A 23,577-nucleotide genomic window follows, 5' to 3' on the forward strand; every position below is an offset into this window, starting at 1 on the left:
TCAGGCGCCGAGCGCGCTGTTGACCCCGGCGGCCATCTGCTCCAGCGCCGACGCGGTGTCCCCGCCCTTGAACGCCGTCTCCAGCTGCGCCTGCAGGGTGGTGTTGATGTCGTTGAACGCCGGCGTGACGGTGGCGTCGACGACGGACTGCGAGACCGTCGTCGCCTGCTGGGTGAACACCGACATCAGCTCCGGCACGTAGACGAAGTCGATGCCGCCCGCGGCCAGGCTGCTCAGCGTGGGCAGCTCCATGGACTGCGCGCAGAAGTACTTCATGACGTCCTCGCGACCCATCAGCTTGGCGAAGGCCGCCGCGGTGTCGGCCTGCTCGGTCTTGTTGTAGACGGCGATGGCGTTGCCGCCCAGGTCGCTGGCCGCACCGGCGTCGCGGGGCAGGAAGGTCGCACCCCACTCCCCCTTGAAGCCCTGCGCCGGGTCGGCGACGGCCGGGATGGAGAAGTCGCCGATGGAGGACATCACGGTGGTCTGCTTGAGGAAGAAGTCGTCGCTGTACCGGGTGCCCTGGATGGTGTTGGTGTCCGGCACCCACTTCTCGGTGAAGAACGACTTGGTGAAGTCCAGCGCCTTGGTGCCGGCGTCGCTGGGGATGGCGGCGGCGGCGAGGTCGGGGGTGAGCAGCGACCCACCCGCCTGGTAGAGGAAGGACAGCCAGCGGTACGCGCCGGCCTGCGTCCAGTTGTAGGCGAACGGGAACTGGTTGTCCGGCAACGAGGACCGCAGCTTGCCCATGACGTCCGCGAACTCGTCCCAGGTCCACGCCGTCTCCAGGGTGGTGGGGACGCTGGACACGCCGGCCTTCTCCAGGGCGGCGACGTCGTAGATGATCGCCGAGGTGTCGGTCTGGTGCGGGACGCCGTAGGCCCCGCCGTTGTAGCTGATCGCCTGCCAGAACGACGGGATGAACGCGTCGATCTCGCTCTGGTCGTAGTACGGGTTCAGGTCCAGCAGGACGTTCCGGGACGCGTACCGACCGAAGGTCGTGTAGTCCACCCGGAAGACGTCGGGGGCGTCGCCGGCCTGGATGCTGCGGTCGACCCCGGAGTAGAAGCCGTCGTAGGGCGAGGTCTTCAGCTCGACGGTGGCGCCGGGGTTCTCCGTCTCGAAGATCTTCTTGGCGTATTCGAAGCCGGTCTGCTCGGCGACGCTGCCACCCCAGAACGCGAACGAGATGTTGCCGGTGACGGGGCCGCCGCCGACCTTGCCGCCCACCGCGGCGGACGGGGCCGCAGCCGAACCGGCCGCGCCGGTGGTGGCCGCTCCCCCGCCACCGCCGACCCCGGTGTCCCCGCTGCCGCAGGCCGCGGCGGCTCCGAGCAGGACGGCCGAACCGAGGGATCCGGACAGGAAATGGCGACGCGACAACGTCATGGGCGGGCTCCTCACCGAGTACCCGGCCGCAGGGTGCGCCCGGACGGGGTCGTGCTCACCCCGAAAAGCCGGGGCACCAGACGAGTGACCCGGGGACCGGGTCGGTAAACCCGGACGTCGATCCCACGACACCCGCTCCCCGGGGTCAAGTGCCTCCGCTGTGTGCTTCTCGGCGGGCCGGGGTGCATCCGAACGAGGTGAGAACGCCGTAAGGCGGCACTGCTGGTCACCGTCCGTCCGGGGCACTCCCGGGTGACGCGGTGTCGATCCGTCGACGTCCACGCCGAGCATCCCCCGTCCGGTCCGTCGGCGCACCCCGAACCGGTGGACACCCGGGCGCCCCCTGTCAGCCCGTCGCCCGACGGCCTACCGTCGACCCGCGAAGGGTAAACTGGAAGTAAAGAAAAAGGGGGGTGGACGTGTCCGATCGACGACCCCGCGCCCCCTGGATCCCGATGCCCCCGCCGCCCGCCGGTGAGTACGACTCCGTCCCGGTGCGTCGGGCCCGCCGCCGGCTGCGGCACGAACGGGCGGCGGCCGGGCGCCGGTCCTGGGCCTACCCGCTGGTCGTCGTGCTGGGTGTCGTCGCCGTGATCTTCGGGCTGCTGCGGGCCGACCAGCAGCTCACCGCCCGGCTCATCTGGACCGCCCAGGGAGCTCAGTTCGTCACCGTGGCCGCCGAGCCGGACGACGGACCCGCGGATCCCGCCGTCGTCGGAGTGTCGTCCGCCCCGGCCGGTCCCCGGCTGGTCGTCGTGGCCGGTGGCCTGAACCGCCGCGACGGCACCTCCATCGCCCGCGCCCTGCTGCCCGAGCTGCTCACCCCCGGGACGGAGGTGGTCAGCCTGGTGTACGGCAACGCCATCGTCGACGGGGACATCGAGGCCAAGTTCGACAGCCTGCTCGAACGGGTCCGCCCGGCCCGGGTCGACTTCTACGGCAGCAGCATGGGCGGCGACGTGGTGCTGAACCTGGCCGCACGGCTGCAACGGGCCATCGACGAGCGGACGGCCGAGCGGGTGACCGCAGGGGCGGACGGGACGGACGCCGGGGACGGCCCGGACGCGCCGAGCCTGGCCGAACTCACCGGCGTCGCGCAGGCGACCGCCTCCGCCGTCGAGCCGGGCCGCACCGATCCGGGCAGCGCGGTCCAGGGGGACGAGTCGACCGATCCTGCTGCGGCCGAGGCCGCACCGGTGCCGGTCGTCGGCACCGTCTACCTGGATTGCACTCCGCTGGAAGTGTCCGACGTCCGTGCGGTCAACCGCACCCGCGCCGACACCTTGACCGCACTCACCGAGGCGCTGCACACCGACGGCGGGGCGGGGACCCGACTGGTCGCGGAGGTCCTCGCCCAGCGTTCGCAGTGGTCCCGGCCGTCCGACGGCCGCTGGGGCATCGCGGTCGACGGCGACGACCTGCGGTACAAGATCCGTCAGGTTGTCCGCGACAAGATCAGCAACACCGGGATCTCCACGGGCCTGATCAAGGACCAGTACGGCGTCATCCGGCGCATGGACGCCCCCGACGTGCTGTCGGCGCTCTCGGCCGACACCGCGATGGTGTACTTCCTGCCCGAGAACCGCGCCCAGGACGCGACGGTCGACGTGGCCCGGGTCGAGATCGCGCTGCGGGCCGCCCGGGTGGAGCGCGGCCTGGACGTCACCATCGTGCCCATCCCCGGCGGCAGCCACGCCAGTGCGGAACGGACCACCGACGAGTACCTCGCCGCGATGGACCGGCTCGGCCGCGCCGACGTCGCCCCGCCCGTCACGGTGATCACCGGGCTGCCCGACTGAGCTGTGATCCCGTCGGCAGCCGCCTGCCCGATCACCACCACGGAGCCGTCGATCACTACCGTGGACCGGATGCCCTCCACGCACGACTGGCTCCGTGATCGCGACGACACGGCCGTGATCGCCCTGCTGCGGTCCCGTCCGGACCTCATCGTGCCGGCGCCGAGCGATCTGAGCGTGCTGGCCGGGCGGGTCAACAGCGGGCCGTCGGTGTGGCGGGCGATGGAGAACCTCGACCTGTTCCACATCCAGGTGCTGCAGGCGTTGAGCGTCTCCGGCGCCTCCCACCGTCCGGTCCCCGCCGACCGGGTCGGCAAGCTGCTCGGACCGGGGGTGCCCGCCGCGGACCTGGCCAGGGCGATGGAACGCCTGCAGACCGCGGCACTGCTCCGGGGGGACACCGAGCTGCAGATCCCCGCCTCGGTGGCCGCCGCCCTCGGCCCCTATCCGGCGGGTCTCGGCTCCCCCGGTGAGCTGACGGTGCCGCAGGCCACCCGGGCACTGAAGGACCTCGGGCCCGAGCTGCGAGGGCTGCTGGAGCGGCTCGACCGGGGCGTCCCCCGAGGGACGAGCGAGAGCGGCGCCCGCACGTCGGCCCCGATCCAGTCGCTGGTCGAGGCCCGCCTGCTGCGGCGCATCGACGGATCCACGGTCGAGCTCCCCCTCGAGGTCGGCATGGCCCTGCGCGGCAAGCACCCGCTCGGCCCGGTCGCCGTCACCCCGTCCACCGACGACGTCCGCGACCGCGGCGTCGCCACCGTCGACGGGACCGCCGCCCTGCAGTCGCTGCAGTTCACCGACCTGCTGCACCGCCTGCTGGAGGCCATCGGCCACCACCCGCCGCCGGCCCTGCGGTCCGGGGGCATCGGCATCCGCGAGCTCCGCCGACTGGCCAAGATCCTGGACGTCGACGAGCACCTGACCGCGCTGGGGGTGGAGGTGCTGGCCGCCGCCGGGCTCGTCGCCGCGTCCGAGCCCGGTCGTGCCGAGCGGGGCACCCTGCCCGCCGGACCGGCGTGGACGCCCACGGTGGACGCGGACGCCTTCCTGGAGGCCGACGTGCAGACCGGGTGGACGCAGCTCGCCCAGGTCTGGCTCGACCTGCGCCGGGACCCGTCCCGGGTGGGCGCGCGGGACTCCGCGGACAAGGTGCTCAACGCCCTGTCACCCGAGCTCTCCTGGATCCGCGGCCCCGCCGAGCGTCGGTTCGTGCTGGCCGCCCTGGCCGACCTGCCCCCCGGCTCCGGCCTGGACCCCGCCCCGCTGGCCGCGCGGCTGGCCTGGCGATCCCCGCTGCGGCCGGCCGAGCGGCGCGACGCCGTCCTGGAGTCCACGGTGTTCGAGGCGACCGCGCTCGGCGTCATCGCGTTCGGTGCCCTGTCCACCGCCGGTCGGCTGCTGCTCGCCGGCGACACCGAGGCGATGACGGCGGCGCTGGAGGAGGCCCTGCCGACCCCGGTGGCCCAGGTGCTCATCCAGGCCGATCTGACCGTCGTCGCCCCCGGGCGGCTGCAACCCGGACTCGCGTTCCTGCTCGGCCAGGTCGCCGAGCTGGAGTCCTCCGGCGGCGCCGCGGTCTACCGGGTCACCCCCGGCAGTGTGCGGCGCGGCCTCGACAGCGGCCTGACCACCGCGGAGATCCACGCGGTCTTCGTCGACCACTCGGCCACCGGGGTGCCGCAGGCCCTGACCTACCTGATCGACGACGTCGGCCGACGGCACGGCACCCTGCGCGTCGGCACGGCCGAGTCGTACCTGCGCAGTGACGACCCGGCGCTGCTCGACCAGGCCGTCGCCCAGGCCACCGCGGCCGGCATCGTCGTCCGACGGCTGGCCCCGACGGTGGCGGTCTCCCTGACCCCGACCGCCGACCTGCTCGCCGAACTCCGCCAGCACGGCCTGGTGCCGGCGGCCGAGGACGTCACCGGCGCCCTGGTCGACCTGCGCCCCCGCCCGTCCCGCACCCGGCCCGCGCTGCCCACCCACACCCGCTGGCGCGAACCCGCCGTGCCCACCGACGAGCAGCTGGCCGGGCTGGTCGAACGGATGAGGGAAGCCGACGCCGCCGGACCGACGACAGGGCAGACCCCGGTCGAGGCGCTGTCCGTGCTCCGGGAGGCGGTGGAGGAACGCTCCGCGGTGTGGATCGGTTACGTCGACTCCGAGGGCTCCACCAACCACCGCCGGATCCAGCCCATCGCCGTCTCCGGCGGTTCCGTCGTCGCCTTCGACCCGCTCCGCGGCGCCGTCCGCACCTTCGCCCTGCACCGGATCATCGCCGTCCGGGCCGCGGGTGGGGACGCGGACACCGGGGACCACCCGGAGGACCCGGGCGGCAGCCGGTAGCGGGGCCGGCGTGCGGCCGGGCCAGGGTGCGGGTCGGCCGGGCCAGGGTGCGGGTCAGCCGGGCCGGGGGTGTGGGTGGCGCGGGCCCGTTGCTCACGCGCCACCGCGGTACTCACAGGAACTCTCGATGCCCACGGCCGGCCGTGAGCAACGCGTCCCCCCGAGAGCAACGCACCTCCCGGAGCGGCATGTCCTCCCGAGCCCGAGGCACCCGGCCTGCCGGATACCGCCAGGGGCGCTCCCCTCTCGCAGCCTGTGCTTCCCTCGCGTCGGGACGCGAGGGGAGCGCACCCAGCTCGAGCAAGCAGGACCCCCCGCCCGGCCCGGCCCGCTCAGCCGGAGCCGGAGCCGGAACCGGAACCGGAACCGGAGAGCTCGTGCATCAGGTCCCGGTTGGCCGCGTAGGCCCGGTGGAACAGCGCGTACCGCGCGTCGTACACCTCGCCCAGCGCCGGGTCGGGTCGCACGGTGGGACCCGGATCCGGTGCGGGAAGGGTGATTCCGCCGATGCCCCGGGCGGCGAGCAGAGCGGCGCCGGTGGCGCTGTGCTCGTCGTGCGCGCTGGCCTGCATCGGCACGCCGAGGACGTCGGCGAGGATCTGCCGCCAGACCGGGTTGCGGGTGCCGCCGCCGGAGGCGACGACGACCGGGGGGCGTGACCCGGCCGCGGCGACCGTCTCCAGGCAGTCCCGCATGGCGAACGCGACCCCCTCCAGCACGGCCCGGGCCAGGTGGGCCCGGGTGTGGGTGCGCTGCAGGCCGAGGAACGTCCCGCGGGCCCCGGCGTCCAAGTGCGGGGTGCGCTCGCCGGCCAGGTAGGGCAGGAACAGCAACCCCTCCGCACCGGGCGGCACCGCGCCGGCCTCGGCGACCAGCCCGTCGAGGGTCACCGAACCCGTTGTCAGCCCGACCGTCTCGGCGAACCACTGCAACGCCAGGCCCGCGGTCAGGCAGGCCCCCATGAGCATCCAGCGCCCGTCCGCGGCGCACAGCGTGTGCAGCCCGGCGCCGGGGGCGTGGTCGGGACGGTCGGTGATCTGCACGACGGTGCCGCCGCTGCTCACCGCGACCGATGTCTGCCCGGCCGCCAGCAGATCCAGGGCCATCGCCGCGGTCGCCTGATCGCCCCCGCCGGCGACGACCGGCGTCCCCGCGCGCAGCCCGGTCGCCGCGGCGGCCGCGGCGGTGATCGTGCCGACGACCCGGTCGCTGGGCACCACGTCGACGAGCTTGCCCGCGTCCAGACCCAGCGCCGCGACGATCTCGGGCGACCATGCGCCCGTGGTGATGTCGAACAGCAGGGTGCCGCAGGCGTCCGACGGGTCGGTGTGCCGGCCGTCGGTGAGCCGCAGCCGCAGGTAGTCCTTGGGCAGCATCGCGGTGACGGTCCGGGCGTACTGCTCCGGCTCGTGGCGGGCGACCCAGGCCAGGGTCGGCCCGAACTGGCCGGTGGCCGGCGACATCCCGGAGATGGCGTGGATGCGGTCCCGGCCGAGAGCGGCCGTGAGATCGGCGATCTCGGCGCCGCACCGCAGGTCCGGCCAGATGACGGCCGGGCGTACCGGCCGGTCGTCGGCGTCCAGGCAGATCAGGCCGTGCATCTGCCCGGTCACCCCCACCCCGGCGACCGCCGACGACGGGATACCGCTGTGCTCCAACGCTTCCCGCACGCAGGCCGCCGCGCAGTCCCACCAGCGGTCCGGATCCTGCTCGGCCCATCCGGGGTGGGGACTGTCGATCGGGTACGAGCGACCCGCCACCCCGCGGGCCACGCCGTCCGCGCCCAGGACGAGCGCCCGCACGCTGGACGTCCCCAGGTCGATGCCCAGCCAGTGGTCGGGGGTGTGCTGTGGGCGGGTCATCCGCGCGCTCCCGTCGGGCCCGAGCGGCACCGATGCCGCTGCGACGGTGATCCTGCCCGACGGGTCCGCTCCCGGCGCGGCCGGGACCGGACGCACTGGAGGGACCGGGCCGGGGTGGATCAGCCGGGCGGCCCGGCGTTCCGTTCGAACCAGCCGCCGGGCGGCAGATCCGGGCGACGGGGTGGTACCGGAGGGTGGTCGTCGTCGGGCTCCCGCGGCCAGAGCACCTGGATGCGTCCGATGGCGTCCTGCAGAGTGGCGCCGTCCAGCTGCACGGTGGTCTCCGGGATCCCGGCGGACGGATCGGCCACCACCAGGGTCACCGGTCCGTCCGGGGGCACCGGGGTGAGCAGCAGCTGCTGCGACCAGATCCTCCCCCCACCGCCGCCCTGCTGCGGTTGGAGGACCATCTCGTCAGGACCGGGCAGGCCACCGTGTGGGCGCCCGCCGAGCGAAGATGCCGTCCGACCGTCGGCCACGGTCACCCCCACCATCAGCTGCTCCCCGGGGTGGCCGGGCCGACCTCGGGGATCCGCCCCTGGGGGGATGACCCGGAGTACCCGCCGGAGGCGCAGGACCACCCCCGTGCTGAACACGGTGATCCCCTCCAGCAGGACAGCCGCGTCCGGTGAGCTCATCACCACCGGATCGAACGGGACCTGGGCGCCGACCTCATTGGTCGGGACCTGGAACCTCCGCATCTGCTCCCGGCGCCGTTCGTGCTCTTCGGGTGACTCCTGACCGGGGGGCATGGACCACATGGGACCCCACGGTCCCACTCTCCGCACCCCGCCGTACAGGGTTCCCGGGACAGAGGCTGGAACCGTCCGGTGTCGAGCCGCCGGTTGCGGCCCGCCGACGGTTCGTCAGACCCGACCGGTGCCCGTCGTCCCCGGGCGGGGGTCGTCGAGCCGGCCACTGTGCACCAGACGGTCGGCGACATCGCGGAGCTTGACGTTGCGATGCTGGCTCACGCGCACGAGCATCTGGAAGGCGTGTTCGGCGGTCACCCGGTGGCGCTCCATGAGGATGCCCTCGGCGCGGCCGACGAGTTGGCGGGTCGCCACGGTGCGCGCCGCGACCTCCCGCCGCTGCACCGTGGCGTAGGCAATGGCGGCGTGGGCGGCGAACATCAGGGCGATGTGCTCGGACTCCTCGTCGAGCCCGCCCGGGGTGCGGCTGAAGAGGTTGAGCGCACCGAGATCGTCGCCCTCGACGTAGAGCTGGCAGGCCAGCATCCCGGCAGCGCCCGCCTCGGCCGCGAGCGGTGCGAAGACCGGCCAGCGAGTTTCCACGGCCATGTCCGGGACGCGCACCGTCTCGTGGGCGTAGGCGGCGTCCAGGCACGGGCCCTGTCCGGTGGATTCCTGGAGGGCGTCGATGACCGCGGGCAGCTCGCCCGACGCTGCCTGCGAGGACACGGTGCGCCGACGGAACACCACGCTGATGGAGCCGTCGTCGCATCCTGGGATGAGGTCGACCGCCGCACGGACGATCTCGTCCAGGGTTCGGTCCGGGTCGTCCTGCTGCTGGACGGACCGGGCAAATCCGGCGAATGCCGCAGCGAGCTCGTCGTCGCGGTCGAAGGTGCCGGTCGATCCGTCCGACGGTTCCCCGCGTTGCCTGTCCACCATGTGCATCAGCCCCCCGCTGAACACGGAACGTACACCGACGGACAACCGATGCGGGTGGGCTTGGTACCGTTCGTGCGGGCCGGCCTTGGTGGAACAGGGCGGCGGGCCCGGTGTCGCTGGAGTTCGATGACCGTTCCCCGCTCTCGCCCCGATCTGCCACCTCCGCCGGCCTCCCCGCGGTTGCTGCCCCTGCGCGCCGTCGGTCGGCGGCTCCGAGGACGGGTGCGCAGACCGGGCGAGGTCCCCGGTGCGGACCCGGCTGCCGCGATGCTGCGGGCGGACAGTGTCCGGGTACCCGCGGATGAGCGGGACCGCCTCGATTCGCTCGTCTCCTACGGGGTGCTGGACACCCCGCGCGAGACCACCTACGACGCGTTGACGGCTCTGGCCGCCCGCCTGTCCGATTCCCCGATGGCCGCCGTCACGCTCATCGACGACGACCGCCAGTGGTTCAAGTCCACCTACGGGCTCGACATCGAGGAGAGTCCGCGGCGCACGTCGTTCTGTTCCGACGTCGTCGCCGGCGGACGGACCCTGGCCGTCTCGGACGTGTCCACCACCGACCGCTACCGGTGGAATCCCTTCGTCACCGGCGCACCTGATATCCGGGCCTATCTCGGCGTCCCGCTCATCGGCCGCGATGGATTGCCGCTCGGTGCGCTGTGCGTCCTCGACCGGAGGACGCGTTCCTTCAGCCCGGAGCAGGTCGACATGCTGACCACGCTGGCCGACCAGGTCGTCTTCCTCCTCGAGCAGCGCAGACGCGACCTCGCGGACGGCCTGCTGGGTGCGCGCGTCGTGCCCGACGCCCGGGATCCGGTCCGCCTCCGGGCGGCCCTGCGGTCCGGCGAGATCACCCCCCATTTCCAGCCGTTGGTCGACATCCGCACCGGACGTGCCCACCAGATCGAGGCACTGTTGCGGTGGGAACATCCCACGTCCGGCCTCCTCACCCCGGACACCTTCCTGCCGGGCCTCGAGGCGGGTGCCCTGGTCGTCCCGATGGGGCGTGCCGTGCTGGACGCGGCCCTCGGCCGTCTCGTGCAGCTGCACGGGCAGGGCATCGATCTCCCCGGCGGGGTCGCCGTCAACGTCGCCAGCGGCCAACTGACCCGACCGGGACTGGCCCGCGAGGTGGTGGAGGCACTCAGCCGCCATGACGTGCTCGGTGCCCGACTCACCCTCGAGATCACCGAGTCCACCGCCCTTCTCGACGTCACCGTGGCCCGCGCCGAGCTCGACGCCCTCGTCGCGATGGGGGTGCACGTCGTGATCGACGACTTCGGGGTCGGCTGGAGCAATCTCACCCGCGTGCTGCAGCTGCCCGTGGACGGCATCAAGATCGACCGGAGCATCGCCGCCCACGTGCTGGACGATCCGCGCGCCGCCATCATGGTCGCGTCCACCGTCGACCTCGCCCGCCGACTGGGGCTGCAGGTCACCGCCGAGGGCATCGAGACCACCGCCGTCCGCGACCATCTCGCGGCGGCGGGCGTGCGTCACGGGCAGGGCTGGCTGTACGGCCGGGCAGTACGCGGCCATGACCTGGCCGACGCCCTCACGGACCTCGGCGCGCTCGCGGGGGGAGATCCGACCGGGGGTTGACGCCGCCACCCGCGGACACCGGCCTCGCCTCGGTGTCAGGCAGCGCCGAGGCACACCACTTCCCGTGACGCCGGGTGCAACAAAATCTGCTCGGTGGTCCCCGGGCAGGAGCCGGTGTCCTGGGTGTCGGGCAGGACGTGGAGCACCCGGAGGATCCCGTTCGCGCTCTGCCCCGGCGCGGGGCAGTCGGTCCGCCCGAGATCGGGGCCGGTGAGTTGGACGCAGTCGCCGCGGGTGAGCAGGAAGTCCAGGCAGAGCACCGCGTCGTCGGTGAGCAGGGCCCCGTCGGCGGGGACGTCGTCGCAGTCCCCGGCGGCCGCGGTGGCGGCCAGGCTCGCGGTCACCCGCAGCGAGGCGGCCGCGGATCCGCAGTCGGCGACGCGGTAGTCGCCCGACTCCTCCTGGGCCAGGCAGTCCCCCGCGGCGACCTCGGCGGCGCCCGACGGGGAGTTGTTCGACCACAACGCCAGCACCACCAGCAGGACGACCACCGCGCCCAGCACGACGAACCCGACGACGCGACGGGAGCGGGGCGGCGGCGGGGCCGGGACGGAGCTCCACGGGTCGACCGCACCCTGTCCGACCGGCTGCATCTGCAGGACCGGCGGGGCGAACGGCGGCGGAGGCCCGACCCACGGTGCTCCCGGACCCATCGGCCGGACCTGCTCCGGGGGCAGCCCGCCGGGTCCGATCTCCAGCGCCCGCCACCGCGGTACGGAAGGCGCAGGGCCCACGGGACCGTCAGGCATCGAACGGACCCACCGCGAGCACCCGCACCACCGGCTCGCCGAGGTCGTCGGACTCGGCGACCAGCACCTCCAGCGTGAGCCCCCAGTCGCGGTCGCCCGCCGGGTCCTCGAACACCTGCCGGGCCGTCCAGACCGTGGCCCCCGGGGTGATCTGCACCAGCGCGGACGAACGTGCGTCCGGCCCGATGCCCAGGTCGTCGTACTCGTCCCAGTACCCGGCCATGGCCTCGCGGTACCCGTCGGCGTTCCAGCCGTCGGCCCCGTCCAGTTCGCCGAGCAGGTCGTAGCGCTCGTGGGCCAGCAGCTCCAGCCGGCGGAACAGCGTGTTGCGCACCATGACGGTGAACGCACGGATGTTGGCGGTGATGCCGCGACCGGTCGGCGGGCGCACCCCTGCGCCCCCACCGGGGAGCAGCTCCTCGGGCTCGGGATGGGCCAGGGACTCCCACTCGTCGAGCAGGGAGGAGTCCACGCCACGCACCAGTTCGCCGAGCCAGGACACGATGTCCAGCAGCTCCTCGGTGCGGGCCTCCTGCGGCACGGTGCGCCGCATGGCGCGGTAGGCGTCGGCGAAGTAGCGCAGCACCACACCCTCGCTGCGGGCCAGCCCGTAGAACGCCACGTACTCCGAGAAGGTCATCGCCCGCTCGTACATGTCGCGGACCACGGCCTTGGGCTCGGGCTGGTACTCGGCGACCCACGGGTGGCCGGCCCGGTAGGACTCGAAGGCCACCTCGATGAGATCGGCCAGCGGCTTGGGGTGGTCGACCTCCTCGAGCAGCGCCATCCGCTCCTCGTACTCGATGCCGTCGGACTTCATCGCCGCCACCGCGTCGCCGCGGGCCTTGAACCGCTGCGCCGAGAGCACCGGGCGCGGACCCTCCAGGGTGGCCTCGATGAGCGAGACCACGTCCAGCGCATAGGACTCCGACTCGCGGTCCAGCAGATCCAGGGCGGCCAGGGCCAGCGGGGACAGCGGCTGGTCGAGGGCGAAGTCGACCTGCAGGTCGGCGGTCAGCCGGTAGCGGCGGCCGGTCTCGTCGGGGGTGTCCAACCGCTCGACGACGCCGGCGGCCAGCAGCCCGCGGGTGATCTCGATGGCCCGCCGCGCGTGCCGGAGCTGCCGGACGCGCGGCTCGTGGCTGCCCTCGATGAGGTTCCGCATGGCGACGAACGCGTCACCCGGGCGGGAGATCACCCCGAGCACCATGGTGTGCGACATCCGGAAGCTGGACGTCAGGGGCTCCGGGGTGCCCTGCACGAGGGAGTCGAAGGTCCGCTCGGTCCACGTCACGAAGCCCTCGGGGGCCTTGCGACGCACCACCTTCCGGCGCTTGGCCGCATCGTCGCCGGCCTTGGCCAACGCCCGCTCGTTGTCGATGACGTGTTCCGGCGCGAGGACGACCACGTCACCGGCGACGTCGTACCCGGCGCGGCCGGCCCGCCCGGCGATCTGGTGGAACTCGCGCACCGAGAGCACCCGGGTGCGGCGGCCGTCGTACTTGGCCAGCGCGGTGAACACCACGGTGCGGATGGGCACGTTGATCCCGACGCCGAGGGTGTCGGTGCCGCAGATGACGGTGAGCAGCCCGGACTGGGCCAGCTTCTCGATCAGCCGCCGGTACTTGGGCAGCATGCCCGCGTGGTGCACGCCGATGCCGTGCCGGACCAGCCGGGACAGGGTGCGGCCGAACCCGGCGGAGAAACGGAAGTCCGCCAACGTCTCCAGGATGCGGTCGCGGTCGGCGCGGCTGGCCAGCGCGATGCTGGACAGTGCCTGCGCGCGCTCCAGGGCCGCGGCCTGGGTGAAGTGCACCAGGTACAGCGGGGCGCGGGCGGTGCTGACCAACTCCTGGATGGTCTCGGTCAGCGGGACGAGGGTGTACTCGAAGTGCAGCGGGACGGGCCGCTGCACGCCGGTGATCAGCGAGGTCTCCCGGCCGGTGCGGCGGGTGAGGTCCTCGGCGAAGAACGAGACATCGCCGAGCGTCGCGGACATCAGCACGAACTGGGCCCGGGGCAGCTCCAGCAGGGGCACCTGCCAGGCCCAGCCGCGTTGCGGGTCGGCGTAGTAGTGGAACTCGTCCATGACCACGACGCCGGGATCGGCCTCGGCGCCGCCGCGCAGGGCGATGCCGGCCAGGATCTCCGCGGTGCAGCAGATGATCGGGGCGGCGGAGTTGACGGCCGAGTCGCCGGTGATCATGCCGACGTTCTCGGCGCCGAAGATGTCGACCATGTCGAAGAACTTCTCGGACACCAGCGCCTTGATCGGGGCGGTGTAGTAGGCGCGACGGCCGGTGGAGAGCCCGGCGAACAGGGCCGCGGTGGCGATCAGCGACTTCCCGGACCCGGTCGGGGTGGCCACGATGACGTTGTTGTCGGCGACGATCTCCAGCAGCGACTCCTCCTGGTGGGGGTAGAGCGGCAGCCCCCGCTCACCGGCCCAGCCGGCGAAGGCGTCGTACATCGCGTCGGGATCGGCGACCGCCGGGTGGTCCGGCCCACCGAGCCGCTCCTGCCAGCTCTCGGCGTTCTCGCCGGCCGGCACCAGGGACAGGGTCATCGGGCACCGGGGACGGCGGGACGCACGCAGCAGGACATGCTTCCACCCTTGCACGCCGGGAGCGGGACCGTGCTCCCACGTTGCCCACACTCCGTCCCCGTATTCTTGCTCTGAGTGATCGCAGGGCGTGGGAGCGTCCGGTCAGGACGGGGACCTGATGACCGCAGCACCGGCCACCCAGGCGTCGCGCGCGCTGATCGCCCTGGGCGGACTCGCCTTCCTGCTGTTCCTGTTCGTCCCGTTGAGCCCGGCCCAGCAGACCGTCGGCGTCGTCGGCTGGACCGTCGCCATCGGCGGCGTCACCCTGGCCGGCGCCGTCGGCAAGGCCCTGTTCGCCGATCGGGTCTGGCGCCTGCTGCTCGCCGGGGTCTTCGTCCAACTGGCCGGCACCCTCACCTGGGTCACGACCACCGCCACCGACCGCACCGCCGGCACCCAGATCTGGCTGGACGCCGTCTTCCTCGTCGGGTACGCGCTGGTCGCCGCGGGGTTGATCACGCTGGTGCACCGACGCGACCGGCACCGGGACCTGCCGGCCCTGCTGGACGCCGCCGTGGTGACGGTCGCCGCCGGCGGCGTGCTGTACCTGCTCTCCCCCGCCCCGCCGTGGGCGCAGTTCTCCAGCCGCCCCGAGCAGGTCATGGCCGCGGTGTACGTGCTCGCCGATCTGGGCATGCTCGCACTGGGCTGCACGCTGCTGCGCGGGGAGGACCGGGGCAACACCACGCTGGTGTTGCTGGCCGTGGGGCTGGGCCTGACCTTCCTCGCCGACGCCCTGATGGACGGCATCCAGCTGACCGGGGGCGACGATTCCTGGGCCGGTCCGGCTCCGCTGCAGGGCGGTTGGCTGCTCGCCTCGGCCCTGATGGCCGCGGCCGTGGTGCACCCCGCGGCCGGCGCCGCGACGGCACCGCACTCCCCGCGGCCGGTGCGGTTGAACCGGCATGCCGTCCTCGTCCTGGCGCTGGCCGGCCTGTCCGTCCCGGCCGCCGCGGTGTGGTCCCACGTGCAGGACGACCGCGACCGGACCATCGCCCTCGCGGTGGCCGGCATGCTGACCCTGGTCGTCATCCTGGGCCGGCTCGCGGTGCTGGTCCGCGCGGTGCAGCGGCAGGCCGACGGGCACGCCCGGGAGGCCCGCCGCGATGCGCTCACCGGCCTGGCCAACCGCCGCACCCTCGACCATTCCCTGCAGCGGGCCATCCGGATCGCCCGCGCCGAGAACCTGCCGCTGTGCGCGGCGATGATCGACCTGGACCACTTCAAGGCATTCAACGACACCCACGGCCACGCCGGTGGCGACGAGCTCCTGCGGCGGGCGGCGGCCGAGTGGACGGTCGTGGTGCAGCGGCGCCGGATGCACCCGCGGCACGCCGCAGTGCTCGCCCGGTACGGCGGCGAGGAGTTCGCGCTGATCGCGCTGGGCGCCGATCCGCTGGACCTGCGCGAGACGGTGCTGGCCATGCTGGGGGTCACGCCGATGGGGCAGTCGTTCTCCGCCGGGGTGGCCCGCTGGGAGGACGACATGAACGGCCGGGACCTCTTGGCCGCGGCCGACGAGGCTCTCTACCGCGCGAAGATCGCCGGCCGGCGGCAGGTGCTCGTCGCCCGGGCCGGCAGCGCCCGGGTCTGAGCCCGGCCGGTCGGTCGGGTCAGCCGAGCAGGTCGTGCACGTAGCACCAGCGCCAGGCCTCGCCGGGCTCGATGCTGCGCATCACCGGGTGGCCGGTCTCGGCGTTGTGCCGGTCGGCGTGTTTGCCCACCGAGGAGTCGCAGCAGCCCACGTTGCCGCAGCTCAGGCACAACCGCAGGTGCACCGGCCGGGTGCCCTCGCGGACGCAGTCCAGGCACACCCCCGGGCTCAGCGGTGTGACCATCAGCGGGGCCGCGGTCAGGTCGTCGCACTCCCCCGCCGTGCGCAGGGGCGTGAGCAGGTCGCCGTCGCCCTGGGCCTCGCCGATCTCCGCCTCGTCGCGGCGCCGGTCGATGAGCGACTCCTCGACGTCCAGCGAGGCCATCACCGCGGCCAGCACCTCGCTGTCGACGGTGCCCTCGTCGCGGATGCGGAGCACCTCGGTCCGCTCGGCCTGCAGCATCGCGCTACGCAGCCGCCGGTACTGCTGGCTCGGGGTCTCGTCCGCTCCGCTCGCCCCCAGCCGCTCCCACACCGAGTTCAGCCGGGTCTCCCCGCGCCCGCGCAACGCCTGGGCCACGCTGTCGTCGACGTCGGGCCCGAGCAGCCGGTCGAGTTCGGCCTGCCCGGCGAGCACCGCCGCCCGCAGCACGGTGACCTCCTGCAGGGCGTCCTCGCGGGGGTCCGGGCCGCGCACCTGGAGCACCCGGGCGAGCCAGGGCAGCGTCAGCCCCTGCAGCAGCAGGGTGCCGGCGGTGACCACGAACGCCCCGAGGACGAGCACCTCGACGTGCGGCACCGTCTCCGGGAGGACGAACACCGCGGCCAGCGTGACCACGCCGCGCATCCCCGCCCAGGAGATGACCGCGGTCGTCCCCCACGGGATCGGCTGGCCGGTCGCGTCCTTGGGCCGGATGAGCAGGAAGCGGCTGGCGACGACCCACACCGGGCGGACCAGGATGACCGTCAGCAGCGCCCCGACGCAGAACCAGACGATGGTGGCCGGCGAGAGCTCGGACGCGGCGACGTTCTCCAGGATCGACCGGAGCTGCAGACCGATGAGCAGGAAGACGCTGTTCTCCAGCAGGAACTGGATCATCGACCAGTTGGTGCGCTCGTTGAGCCGGGCCCGGGCGTCCTGGATGACCGGCGACTTGTGGCCCATCAGCACCCCGGACACCACCACCGCGATGACCCCGGAGGCGTGGATCTCCTCCGCGGCGATGTACGCGCCGAACGGGATCATCAGCGAGACGGCGGTGTCGACGATGGGGTCGGTGATGCGCTTGCGCAGGAAACTGACTGCGACGGCCAGCACCACGCCGACCAGCACCCCGCCGAGCGCGGCGACCAGGAAGTCCGCCCCGACCCCCCAGAAGGTCACCGAACCGGCGAGGGCGGCCACCGCGGTGCGCAGGGCGACCAGGGCGGTGGCGTCGTTCAGCAGCGACTCGCCCTCCAGGATCGTCACCACCCGGCGGGGCAGGCCGATCCGGCGGGCGATGGCCGTCGCGGCCACCGCGTCGGGCGGGGCGACGACGGCGCCGAAGGCCAGCGCCGCGGCCAGCGGGACGGGCAGCAGCCACCACGTCACCAGACCGACGATCACGGTGGTGGCGATGACCAGCCCGACCGCCAACAGTCCGATGGATCGCCGGTTCGCCGACACGTCGACCAGGGAGGTGCGGATCGCCGCGGCGTACAGCAGCGGGGGCAGCAGGCCGACGAGCACGAGCTCCGGGGTCAACCGGATGGGGGTGACGAACGGCAGGTACGACGCCCCGACCCCGACGACCACGAGCACCAGCGGCGCCGGGATCCGGACCCGTTCGGACAGCGAGCTGACCAGGGTCACGGTCGCCACCAGGACGAGCAGGGTCAGGGCAACGGTCACCGCGACATCCTGGCACCCGGGTATGACGCTGGGGAGTCGCTGCGCCAGGAGCGGAAACGGGAAGCAGGCGGGGCGTCAGAGCGCGTCGACGTACACCCAGAGCCCGGCCACCCGGGTGAACCGGCTGTTCTCCCGCTGCGCGTCCGGTCGGCGGGCGCCCGCGTCCTGGAAGTGCGCGACGAACTCGACCGTCCCGGTGCTCTGCAGCAGTCCCCCACCGGTGGTGCCGAGGATGTCCAGGCCGAGCCAGCGGCGCCGGCCGTCCGGTTCGAACGGCGGCGGCCGGGTGGTTGGGTGCCAGGTGCGCAGCAGGTGATCGACGGCGCCCAGCGCGTACGCGGTGTACCGGGACCGCATCAGGCGCAGCGCCGTGGGGGCGGTGACAGTGCCCTCGACGATGGGCCCGCAGCACTCCACGAGGTTCAGCCCGGAGCCGCACGGGCACCCGGCGGGCCGGTGAGGTCGGCGCGGCGGCATGCGGCTCAGTCCTCCACCGCGGCGGGCAGTCCGCGCACCCGCAGCAGGACCGCGTTGAGCAGCGCCCCGGTGGCCGCGGCGGTGGCCACGCCGAAGGCGGCGGCCGGGGAGACCCGGTCGACGAGTGCCCCGCCGAGGGTGGAGCCGACGAAGTACCCGATGGTGACCGCACTGCCCAGGGAGGTCATCACCACCGCCACCCGGCCGGTGCTGACGCTGCGCTCGGCGAGCGAGTAGACGGTGATCAGGTACGGGCCGACGGCGCAGCCCAGCGGCAGGATGGCCGCGATGAGCCAGCCCACCCCGTCGGCGAGCAGCGCCGGCACGGTGAGCACGGCCATGGCCGCGGCGAAGAAGACGAGCCGGTCGGGCAGGGCGAAGCGGGCGGGCAGCGCGGCGACGGCCAGGGCGGTGACGGCGCTGCCCACGGCCATGAACGCGTAGATGCTGCCGGCGGCGCCGGGCGAGCCGGAGGCGGTGGCCACGCCGGTGACGCCGGTCTGCATGGCCCCGAAGAAGCAGCCGACGGCGGTGCCGCCGAACAGCACCCGCACCACCGTGCCGGTGAGCCACCGCGGGGTCCCGGCAGGCCGGGGCCCGTGGTGGGCGACGGGCGCCGCGGCCGAGGTGGGATGCAGGGCGACCCACGACCCGAACACCCCGACCAGGGCGGCGGAGGCCAGGACGGCCGCGGCCGGGGAGGCCAGCGCGGCGAGGAGGCTGACCACGGCGGGCCCGAGGATGTACCCGACCTCGTCGGCCGCGCCCTCGTAGGACATGGCGGCGGGCAGACCGGGGCCGCCGCGGGTGAGCCCGACCCAGCGGGCGCGGACGAGCGCACCGATCTGCGGGGTGGACGTCCCGCAGACGAGGGCGGCCAGGCAGACCGCCCACAACGGGGCGCCGAGCAGCGCGGTGACGACGATGGCCGCCGCCCCGGCCGCGTTCAGCAGGGAAGCCGCCAGCAGGACCGGGCGTTGGCCGAGCCGGGCGGACAGGGCTCCCAGGACCGGCCCACCGCCGGCGGAGCCGATGGCCAGGGCTCCGGCGGTCAGTCCGCCCGCGCCCACCGAGTCGTAGGCGGTGGAGACGAGGACGACGGTGCCGAGCTGCGTCATGGACGACGGCAGCCGGGCGAGGAAGGCGACGGGAAGCAGGGTGCGGCCAGCCAGGGCGGGCAGCACGCGGAACGGGGTGATCAGGGACATCGGAGATGCTCCGGGTTCGCGGTTTCCGGCCCCGTCCCACCCCCGGCGCCGTCTCACCCTGTGCTGTCCCCCAGGTTAGCGGGCGGCGTCGGTCAGCGACAGGACGCCGCCGGCCCCCCGGGTGTCGCCACCCGGGGGGCCAGGGATCAGCTGAACAGCTTGGCGGCCGTGATGACCGTCTGGATGACGCCGTACCCGAGCAGCACGACGATCACCGCCCACGCCAGGACGAGGCGGACCTTGGCCTGGCCGACCTCGGTCCGGGTGTCGTGGTCGTGCGTGTCGACCTGCACACCGTCGTCCTTCACCGCTGCCCCCGTGGCGTCGCGTCGTTCCTGGAACTTCGCGGCCACCGGACGGACCAGCAGGTTCGCGACGAACCCGACGGCCAGGATGCCGACCATGGTGAACAGCGCGGGCCGGTAGGCGTCCGCGGTGAGGGTGCCGGGCTTGCCCTGGGCGTCGAGGAACCCGTTGATGATCAGCGGGCCGACGACGCCGGCGGCCGACCACGCGGTCAGCAGCCGGCCGTGGATGGCGCCGACCTGGTAGGTGCCGAACAGGTCGCGCAGGTAGGCCGGGATGGTGGCGAACCCGCCGCCGTAGAACGACAGGATGAGCGCGGCGATGAGCACGAACACCGCGGTGGAGGTGGCTCCCACGGTGGCCAGCAGCAGGTAGAGCGCGATGCCGCCGCCCAGGTACAGCATGTAGATCGGCTTGCGGCCGATCCGGTCGGAGCTGGCCGACCAGACGAACCGGCCACCCATGTTGAACAGCGACAGCACGCCGACGAACCCGCCGGCCGCGGCCACCGCGACGAGCGACTTCCCGTCCGCCTGCCGGAAGAAGTCCTGGATCATCGGGCTGGCCTGCTCGAGGATGCCGATGCCCGCGGTGACGTTGCAGAACAACACGATCCACAGGAGCCAGAACTGCGGTGTCTTGATCGCTTTGGCGGCCGAGACGCTCTCGGTGGTGACCATCGGCTTCTTCTTGATCGACGCCGGGTCGAAACCGGCGGGGGCCCAGCCGGGCGCGGGCACCCGGATCAGCGTGACGCCGATCATCATGATGCAGAAGTAGCCGATGCCCAGGGTGACGAACAGCAGGGTCAGCGCGCTGACGCTGGCCACCGGGGCCGGGTTGCTGGGGACGTAGCCGGGGTCGTAGAGACCGAGCAGCTGCCGGGACAGCGGGCTGGCCAGCAGGGCGCCACCACCGAATCCCATGATGGCCATGCCGGTGGCCAGACCCGGCCGGTCCGGGAACCACTTGATGAGCGTGGACACCGGCGAGATGTAGCCGATGCCCAGACCCATGCCGCCGATGACGCCGTAGCCCAGGTACAGCAACCACAGCTGGCCGGTGGAGATGCCCACCGCGCCGACGAGGAAGCCGGTGGCCCACAGACAGGCGCTGACGAACATCGCCTTGCGGGGGCCGTTGCGCTCCACCCAGGTGCCGCCGACGGCCGCGGAGAGGCCGAGCATGACGATCGCGATGGAGAAGACGATGCCGATCTGGGTCGAGCTGGCGTCGAACCGCTCGATCAGCGGGTTCTTGTAGACGCTGGTCGCGTACACCTGCCCGATGCACAGGTGGACGGCCAGCGCCGCCGGCGGGATCAGCCAGCGGTTGTAACCGGGCGGGGCGATGGTGTGCCGCCGGTCGAGCAGGGCCAAGCTCATGGTGCCTCCGTGCGTGGGATGCGGGGGCCGGACCGGGTTCGTTGGCCCTCCGTGACGCGGGTCACCGATGACCCGCCTCTGTCCGAAACGTACCCGCGCGTTCCACACACCGTTCACACCTAGGCTGCGCACGTCCGGCCCACCCGCCCCGCACCCGACACCGCCCAGGAGCCCCCAGTGGACACCTCCCGTCTGGCCACCACCGTCTCGGCCGAGCTGCCCGCCTGGGTCTTCGACGAGATCGCCGACGTTCCCGACGCGCTGCCGACGGCGCAGGAGCGGATGGCCCTGGTCCACCGGCTCGCCGACCGCAACCACCGCGAGGGCAACGGCGGCCCGTTCGCCGCCCTGGTCGCGGAGACCACCACGGGGCGGATCGTGTCGATCGGGGTCAACGTGGTCCTGGCCTCCGGGTTGTCCAGCACGCACGCCGAGGTGATGGCGCTCTCGCTGGCCCAGGTGGCGGTGGACAGCTGGGACCTGGGCGCCGACGGGGCTCCGGACCGGGAGCTCGTCGTCAACTGGCGCCCGTGCGCGATGTGTTACGGCGCCACCCTGTGGTCCGGGGTGCGCGGGCTCGTCGTGGCCGGGTCCGGCCCGGACCTGGAGCGGCTCAGCGGTTTCGACGAGGGCCCTGTGCGGGACGACTGGGCCGAGCAGTTCGAGCAGCGCGGCATCACCGTCACCCAGGACGTGCTGCGCGACGAGGCCCTGGCGGTGTTCCGCGCGTACGGGATGCGGTCGGACGCGACGGTCTACAACGCCCGCGGGGCCGGCGCCATCGAGATGGGCTGACGCAGGGCATCACAGTCGCAACCGGGCGGGGGGACGCGGCGGACGGGCACACTGGACAAGTTGTGCCCAACTGCTCGTGGTGAGGATCCTCGTGACCGATGGACCGTTGATCGTCCAGTCCGACAAGACGCTGCTGCTCGAGGTCGGCCACCCGGACTCGTCGGCGGCGCGCGCCAACATCGCGCCGTTCGCCGAGCTGGAACGCTCCCCCGAGCACGTGCACACCTACCGGATCACCCCGCTGGCCCTGTGGAACGCACGGGCCGCCGGGCACGACGCCGAGCAGGTGGTGGACGCGCTGGTCCGCTGGTCGCGCTTCCCGGTGCCGCAGGCCCTGCTCGTCGACGTGGTCGACACGATGGGTCGGTACGGCCGGCTGGTCCTGCAGACCCACCCGACCCAGGGCCTGATCCTGGCCTCGCGGGACCGCGCCGTGCTGGAGGAGATCCTCCGCAACCGCAAGATCTCTCCGATGCTGGGCGCCCGGATCGACCCGGACACCGTCGTCGTCCATCCCTCGGAGCGCGGGCACCTCAAGCAGGCGCTGCTCAAGGTCGGCTGGCCGGCCGAGGACCAGGCCGGCTACGTCGACGGTGAGGCGCACCCGATCGAGCTGGATCCGCACGGCTGGGAGCTGCGCTCGTACCAGCAGCAGGCCGTGGAGGGGTTCTGGGCCGGCGGCTCCGGTGTCGTCGTCCTCCCCTGTGGTGCGGGCAAGACCCTCGTCGGTGCGGCGGCCATGGCCAAGGCCGGGGCGACCACGCTGATCCTGGTGACGAACACCGTCGCCGGCCGGCAGTGGAAGCGGGAGCTGATCGCGCGGACCACGCTGACCGAGGAGGAGATCGGCGAGTACTCCGGGGAGCGCAAGGAGATCCGCCCGGTCACCATCGCCACCTACCAGGTGATGACTCGCAAGTCCGGCGGCGTCTACAAGCACCTGGACCTGTTCGACTCCCGCGACTGGGGCCTGGTCATCTACGACGAGGTCCACCTGCTCCCCGCGCCGGTGTTCCGGATGACGGCCGACCTGCAGTCCCGCCGGCGGCTGGGCCTGACCGCGACCCTGGTCCGTGAGGACGGCCGCGAGGGCGATGTGTTCTCCCTCATCGGGCCCAAGCGGTACGACGCCCCGTGGAAGGACATCGAGGCGCAGGGCTGGATCGCCCCGGCCGAGTGCACCGAGGTGCGGGTGACGCTGACCGACGCGGAGCGGCTCAACTACGCCACGGCCGAGCCGGAAGAGAAGTACAAGATCGCCGCGACCGCCCGGACGAAGATGCCGGTGGTGCGCTCCATCCTCGAGAAGCACAAGGGCGAGCTGACTCTCGTCATCGGCGCCTACCTCGACCAGTTGGAGGAGCTCGGCGCCGAACTGGACGCCCCGATCATCCAGGGCTCGACGAAGACCGCCGAGCGCGAGCGGCTCTACGAGGCGTTCCGCACCGGCGAGCTGACGACGCTGGTCGTCTCCAAGGTCGCCAACTTCTCCGTCGACCTCCCCGAGGCGACGGTGGCCATCCAGGTGTCCGGCACCTTCGGCTCCCGCCAGGAGGAGGCCCAGCGCCTCGGCCGGCTGCTCCGCCCCAAGGCTGACGGCCGCCAGGCCCACTTCTACTCGGTGGTCTCCCGCGACACCCTGGACACCGACTACGCGGCGCATCGCCAGCGCTTCCTGGCCGAGCAGGGGTACGCCTACACGATCGTCGACGCCGATGATCTGCTCGGGCCGGCTGTGCCGGGGGGTGCGGAGGACTGAGTGGAGGCCGGGGCTCGGATGATCAGCCCGATCCCGCTGCTGCCGCCCCCAACAGCTTCGGCACTAACACCGGATGGAACGCAGGGTGCGAGACGAAGCTCTGTCCCACGGCGCCTTGGACATATCCCTATCTGGCTCGAGGGCGGCGTAGTCGCACCGGGATTGGATGCGCT

The 23,577-nt window shown here is 73.1% G+C and carries 16 protein-coding genes; 6 read left to right on the forward strand and 10 right to left on the reverse strand.

The window, feature by feature from the left end:
* Complete coding sequence (locus tag J2S58_RS08865; protein WP_205255693.1) at nt 1–1,389, reverse strand: ABC transporter substrate-binding protein; 1,389 nt, start codon at nt 1,387–1,389, stop codon at nt 1–3.
* A gap of 455 nt (nt 1,390–1,844) precedes the next feature.
* On the opposite strand from J2S58_RS08865, the gene J2S58_RS08870 reads away from it, so the two are divergent.
* Together J2S58_RS08870 and J2S58_RS08875 are read left to right on the forward strand one after the other, a co-directional pair.
* Nucleotides 1,845–3,188: a hypothetical protein gene (locus J2S58_RS08870; protein ID WP_205255692.1), complete on the forward strand. Its 1,344-nt coding sequence runs from the start codon at nt 1,845–1,847 to the stop codon at nt 3,186–3,188.
* 69 nt (nt 3,189–3,257) lie between these two features.
* Entirely contained in the window at nt 3,258–5,531 is a 2,274-nt protein-coding gene (locus J2S58_RS08875; RefSeq protein ID WP_205255691.1) for a helicase C-terminal domain-containing protein, read from the forward strand.
* Between the two features lie 332 nt (nt 5,532–5,863).
* On the opposite strand, the gene xylB is transcribed toward J2S58_RS08875, so the two are convergent.
* The 3 genes from xylB to J2S58_RS08890 all read right to left on the reverse strand — a co-directional run bounded on the left by xylB (nt 5,864) and on the right by J2S58_RS08890 (nt 9,027).
* Entirely contained in the window at nt 5,864–7,393 is a 1,530-nt protein-coding gene (gene xylB / locus J2S58_RS08880; protein WP_205255690.1) for a xylulokinase, read from the reverse strand.
* Nucleotides 7,394–7,512: 119 nt separating this feature from the next.
* On the reverse strand, nt 7,513–8,145 hold the full coding sequence (locus J2S58_RS08885; RefSeq protein ID WP_205255689.1) for a hypothetical protein: 633 nt from the start codon (nt 8,143–8,145) through the stop codon (nt 7,513–7,515).
* A gap of 114 nt (nt 8,146–8,259) precedes the next feature.
* A complete protein-coding gene (locus tag J2S58_RS08890; protein WP_205255688.1) occupies nt 8,260–9,027 on the reverse strand; it encodes a GAF and ANTAR domain-containing protein in 768 nt (255 codons plus the stop codon).
* Nucleotides 9,028–9,249: 222 nt separating this feature from the next.
* Between J2S58_RS08890 and J2S58_RS08895 the strand changes: the two genes are divergently transcribed.
* Nucleotides 9,250–10,632: a sensor domain-containing phosphodiesterase gene (locus J2S58_RS08895; protein WP_205255687.1), complete on the forward strand. Its 1,383-nt coding sequence runs from the start codon at nt 9,250–9,252 to the stop codon at nt 10,630–10,632.
* 35 nt (nt 10,633–10,667) lie between these two features.
* Here J2S58_RS08895 and J2S58_RS08900 read toward each other — a convergent pair whose 3' ends face one another.
* Together J2S58_RS08900 and J2S58_RS08905 are read right to left on the reverse strand one after the other, a co-directional pair.
* Nucleotides 10,668–11,225, reverse strand: coding sequence for an LppU/SCO3897 family protein (locus J2S58_RS08900; RefSeq protein WP_205255686.1), 558 nt, complete (start codon nt 11,223–11,225; stop codon nt 10,668–10,670).
* A 148-nt stretch (nt 11,226–11,373) separates the two neighbouring features.
* A complete protein-coding gene (locus tag J2S58_RS08905; protein WP_344470065.1) occupies nt 11,374–13,851 on the reverse strand; it encodes a DEAD/DEAH box helicase in 2,478 nt (825 codons plus the stop codon).
* A 253-nt stretch (nt 13,852–14,104) separates the two neighbouring features.
* Here J2S58_RS08905 and J2S58_RS08910 point away from each other — a divergent pair, with 253 nt between their 5' ends.
* Nucleotides 14,105–15,580 (forward strand): GGDEF domain-containing protein, encoded by a 1,476-nt coding sequence (locus tag J2S58_RS08910; RefSeq protein WP_205255684.1) that lies wholly within the window; start codon nt 14,105–14,107, stop codon nt 15,578–15,580.
* Nucleotides 15,581–15,599: 19 nt separating this feature from the next.
* Here J2S58_RS08910 and J2S58_RS08915 read toward each other — a convergent pair whose 3' ends face one another.
* From J2S58_RS08915 to J2S58_RS08930, 4 genes are all read right to left on the reverse strand, one after another.
* Nucleotides 15,600–17,474 (reverse strand): Na+/H+ antiporter, encoded by a 1,875-nt coding sequence (locus tag J2S58_RS08915; RefSeq protein ID WP_205255683.1) that lies wholly within the window; start codon nt 17,472–17,474, stop codon nt 15,600–15,602.
* Between the two features lie 75 nt (nt 17,475–17,549).
* Nucleotides 17,550–17,951 (reverse strand): YchJ family protein, encoded by a 402-nt coding sequence (locus tag J2S58_RS08920; RefSeq protein WP_205255682.1) that lies wholly within the window; start codon nt 17,949–17,951, stop codon nt 17,550–17,552.
* Between the two features lie 5 nt (nt 17,952–17,956).
* A complete protein-coding gene (locus J2S58_RS08925; protein ID WP_205255681.1) occupies nt 17,957–19,159 on the reverse strand; it encodes an MFS transporter in 1,203 nt (400 codons plus the stop codon).
* Between the two features lie 146 nt (nt 19,160–19,305).
* Nucleotides 19,306–20,850: an OFA family MFS transporter gene (locus J2S58_RS08930; protein ID WP_205255680.1), complete on the reverse strand. Its 1,545-nt coding sequence runs from the start codon at nt 20,848–20,850 to the stop codon at nt 19,306–19,308.
* 177 nt (nt 20,851–21,027) lie between these two features.
* Between J2S58_RS08930 and J2S58_RS08935 the strand changes: the two genes are divergently transcribed.
* Together J2S58_RS08935 and J2S58_RS08940 are read left to right on the forward strand one after the other, a co-directional pair.
* Nucleotides 21,028–21,645: a nucleoside deaminase gene (locus J2S58_RS08935; RefSeq protein WP_205255679.1), complete on the forward strand. Its 618-nt coding sequence runs from the start codon at nt 21,028–21,030 to the stop codon at nt 21,643–21,645.
* A 91-nt stretch (nt 21,646–21,736) separates the two neighbouring features.
* Nucleotides 21,737–23,404 carry a DNA repair helicase XPB gene (locus J2S58_RS08940; protein ID WP_205255678.1) on the forward strand — a complete coding sequence of 556 codons (1,668 nt, stop codon included), beginning with the start codon at nt 21,737–21,739 and terminating at the stop codon, nt 23,402–23,404.
* The last annotated feature ends 173 nt before the right edge of the window (nt 23,405–23,577 follow it).

The organism is Nakamurella flavida, assembly GCF_030811475.1.
Lineage (GTDB): Bacteria > Actinomycetota > Actinomycetes > Mycobacteriales > Nakamurellaceae > Nakamurella > Nakamurella flavida.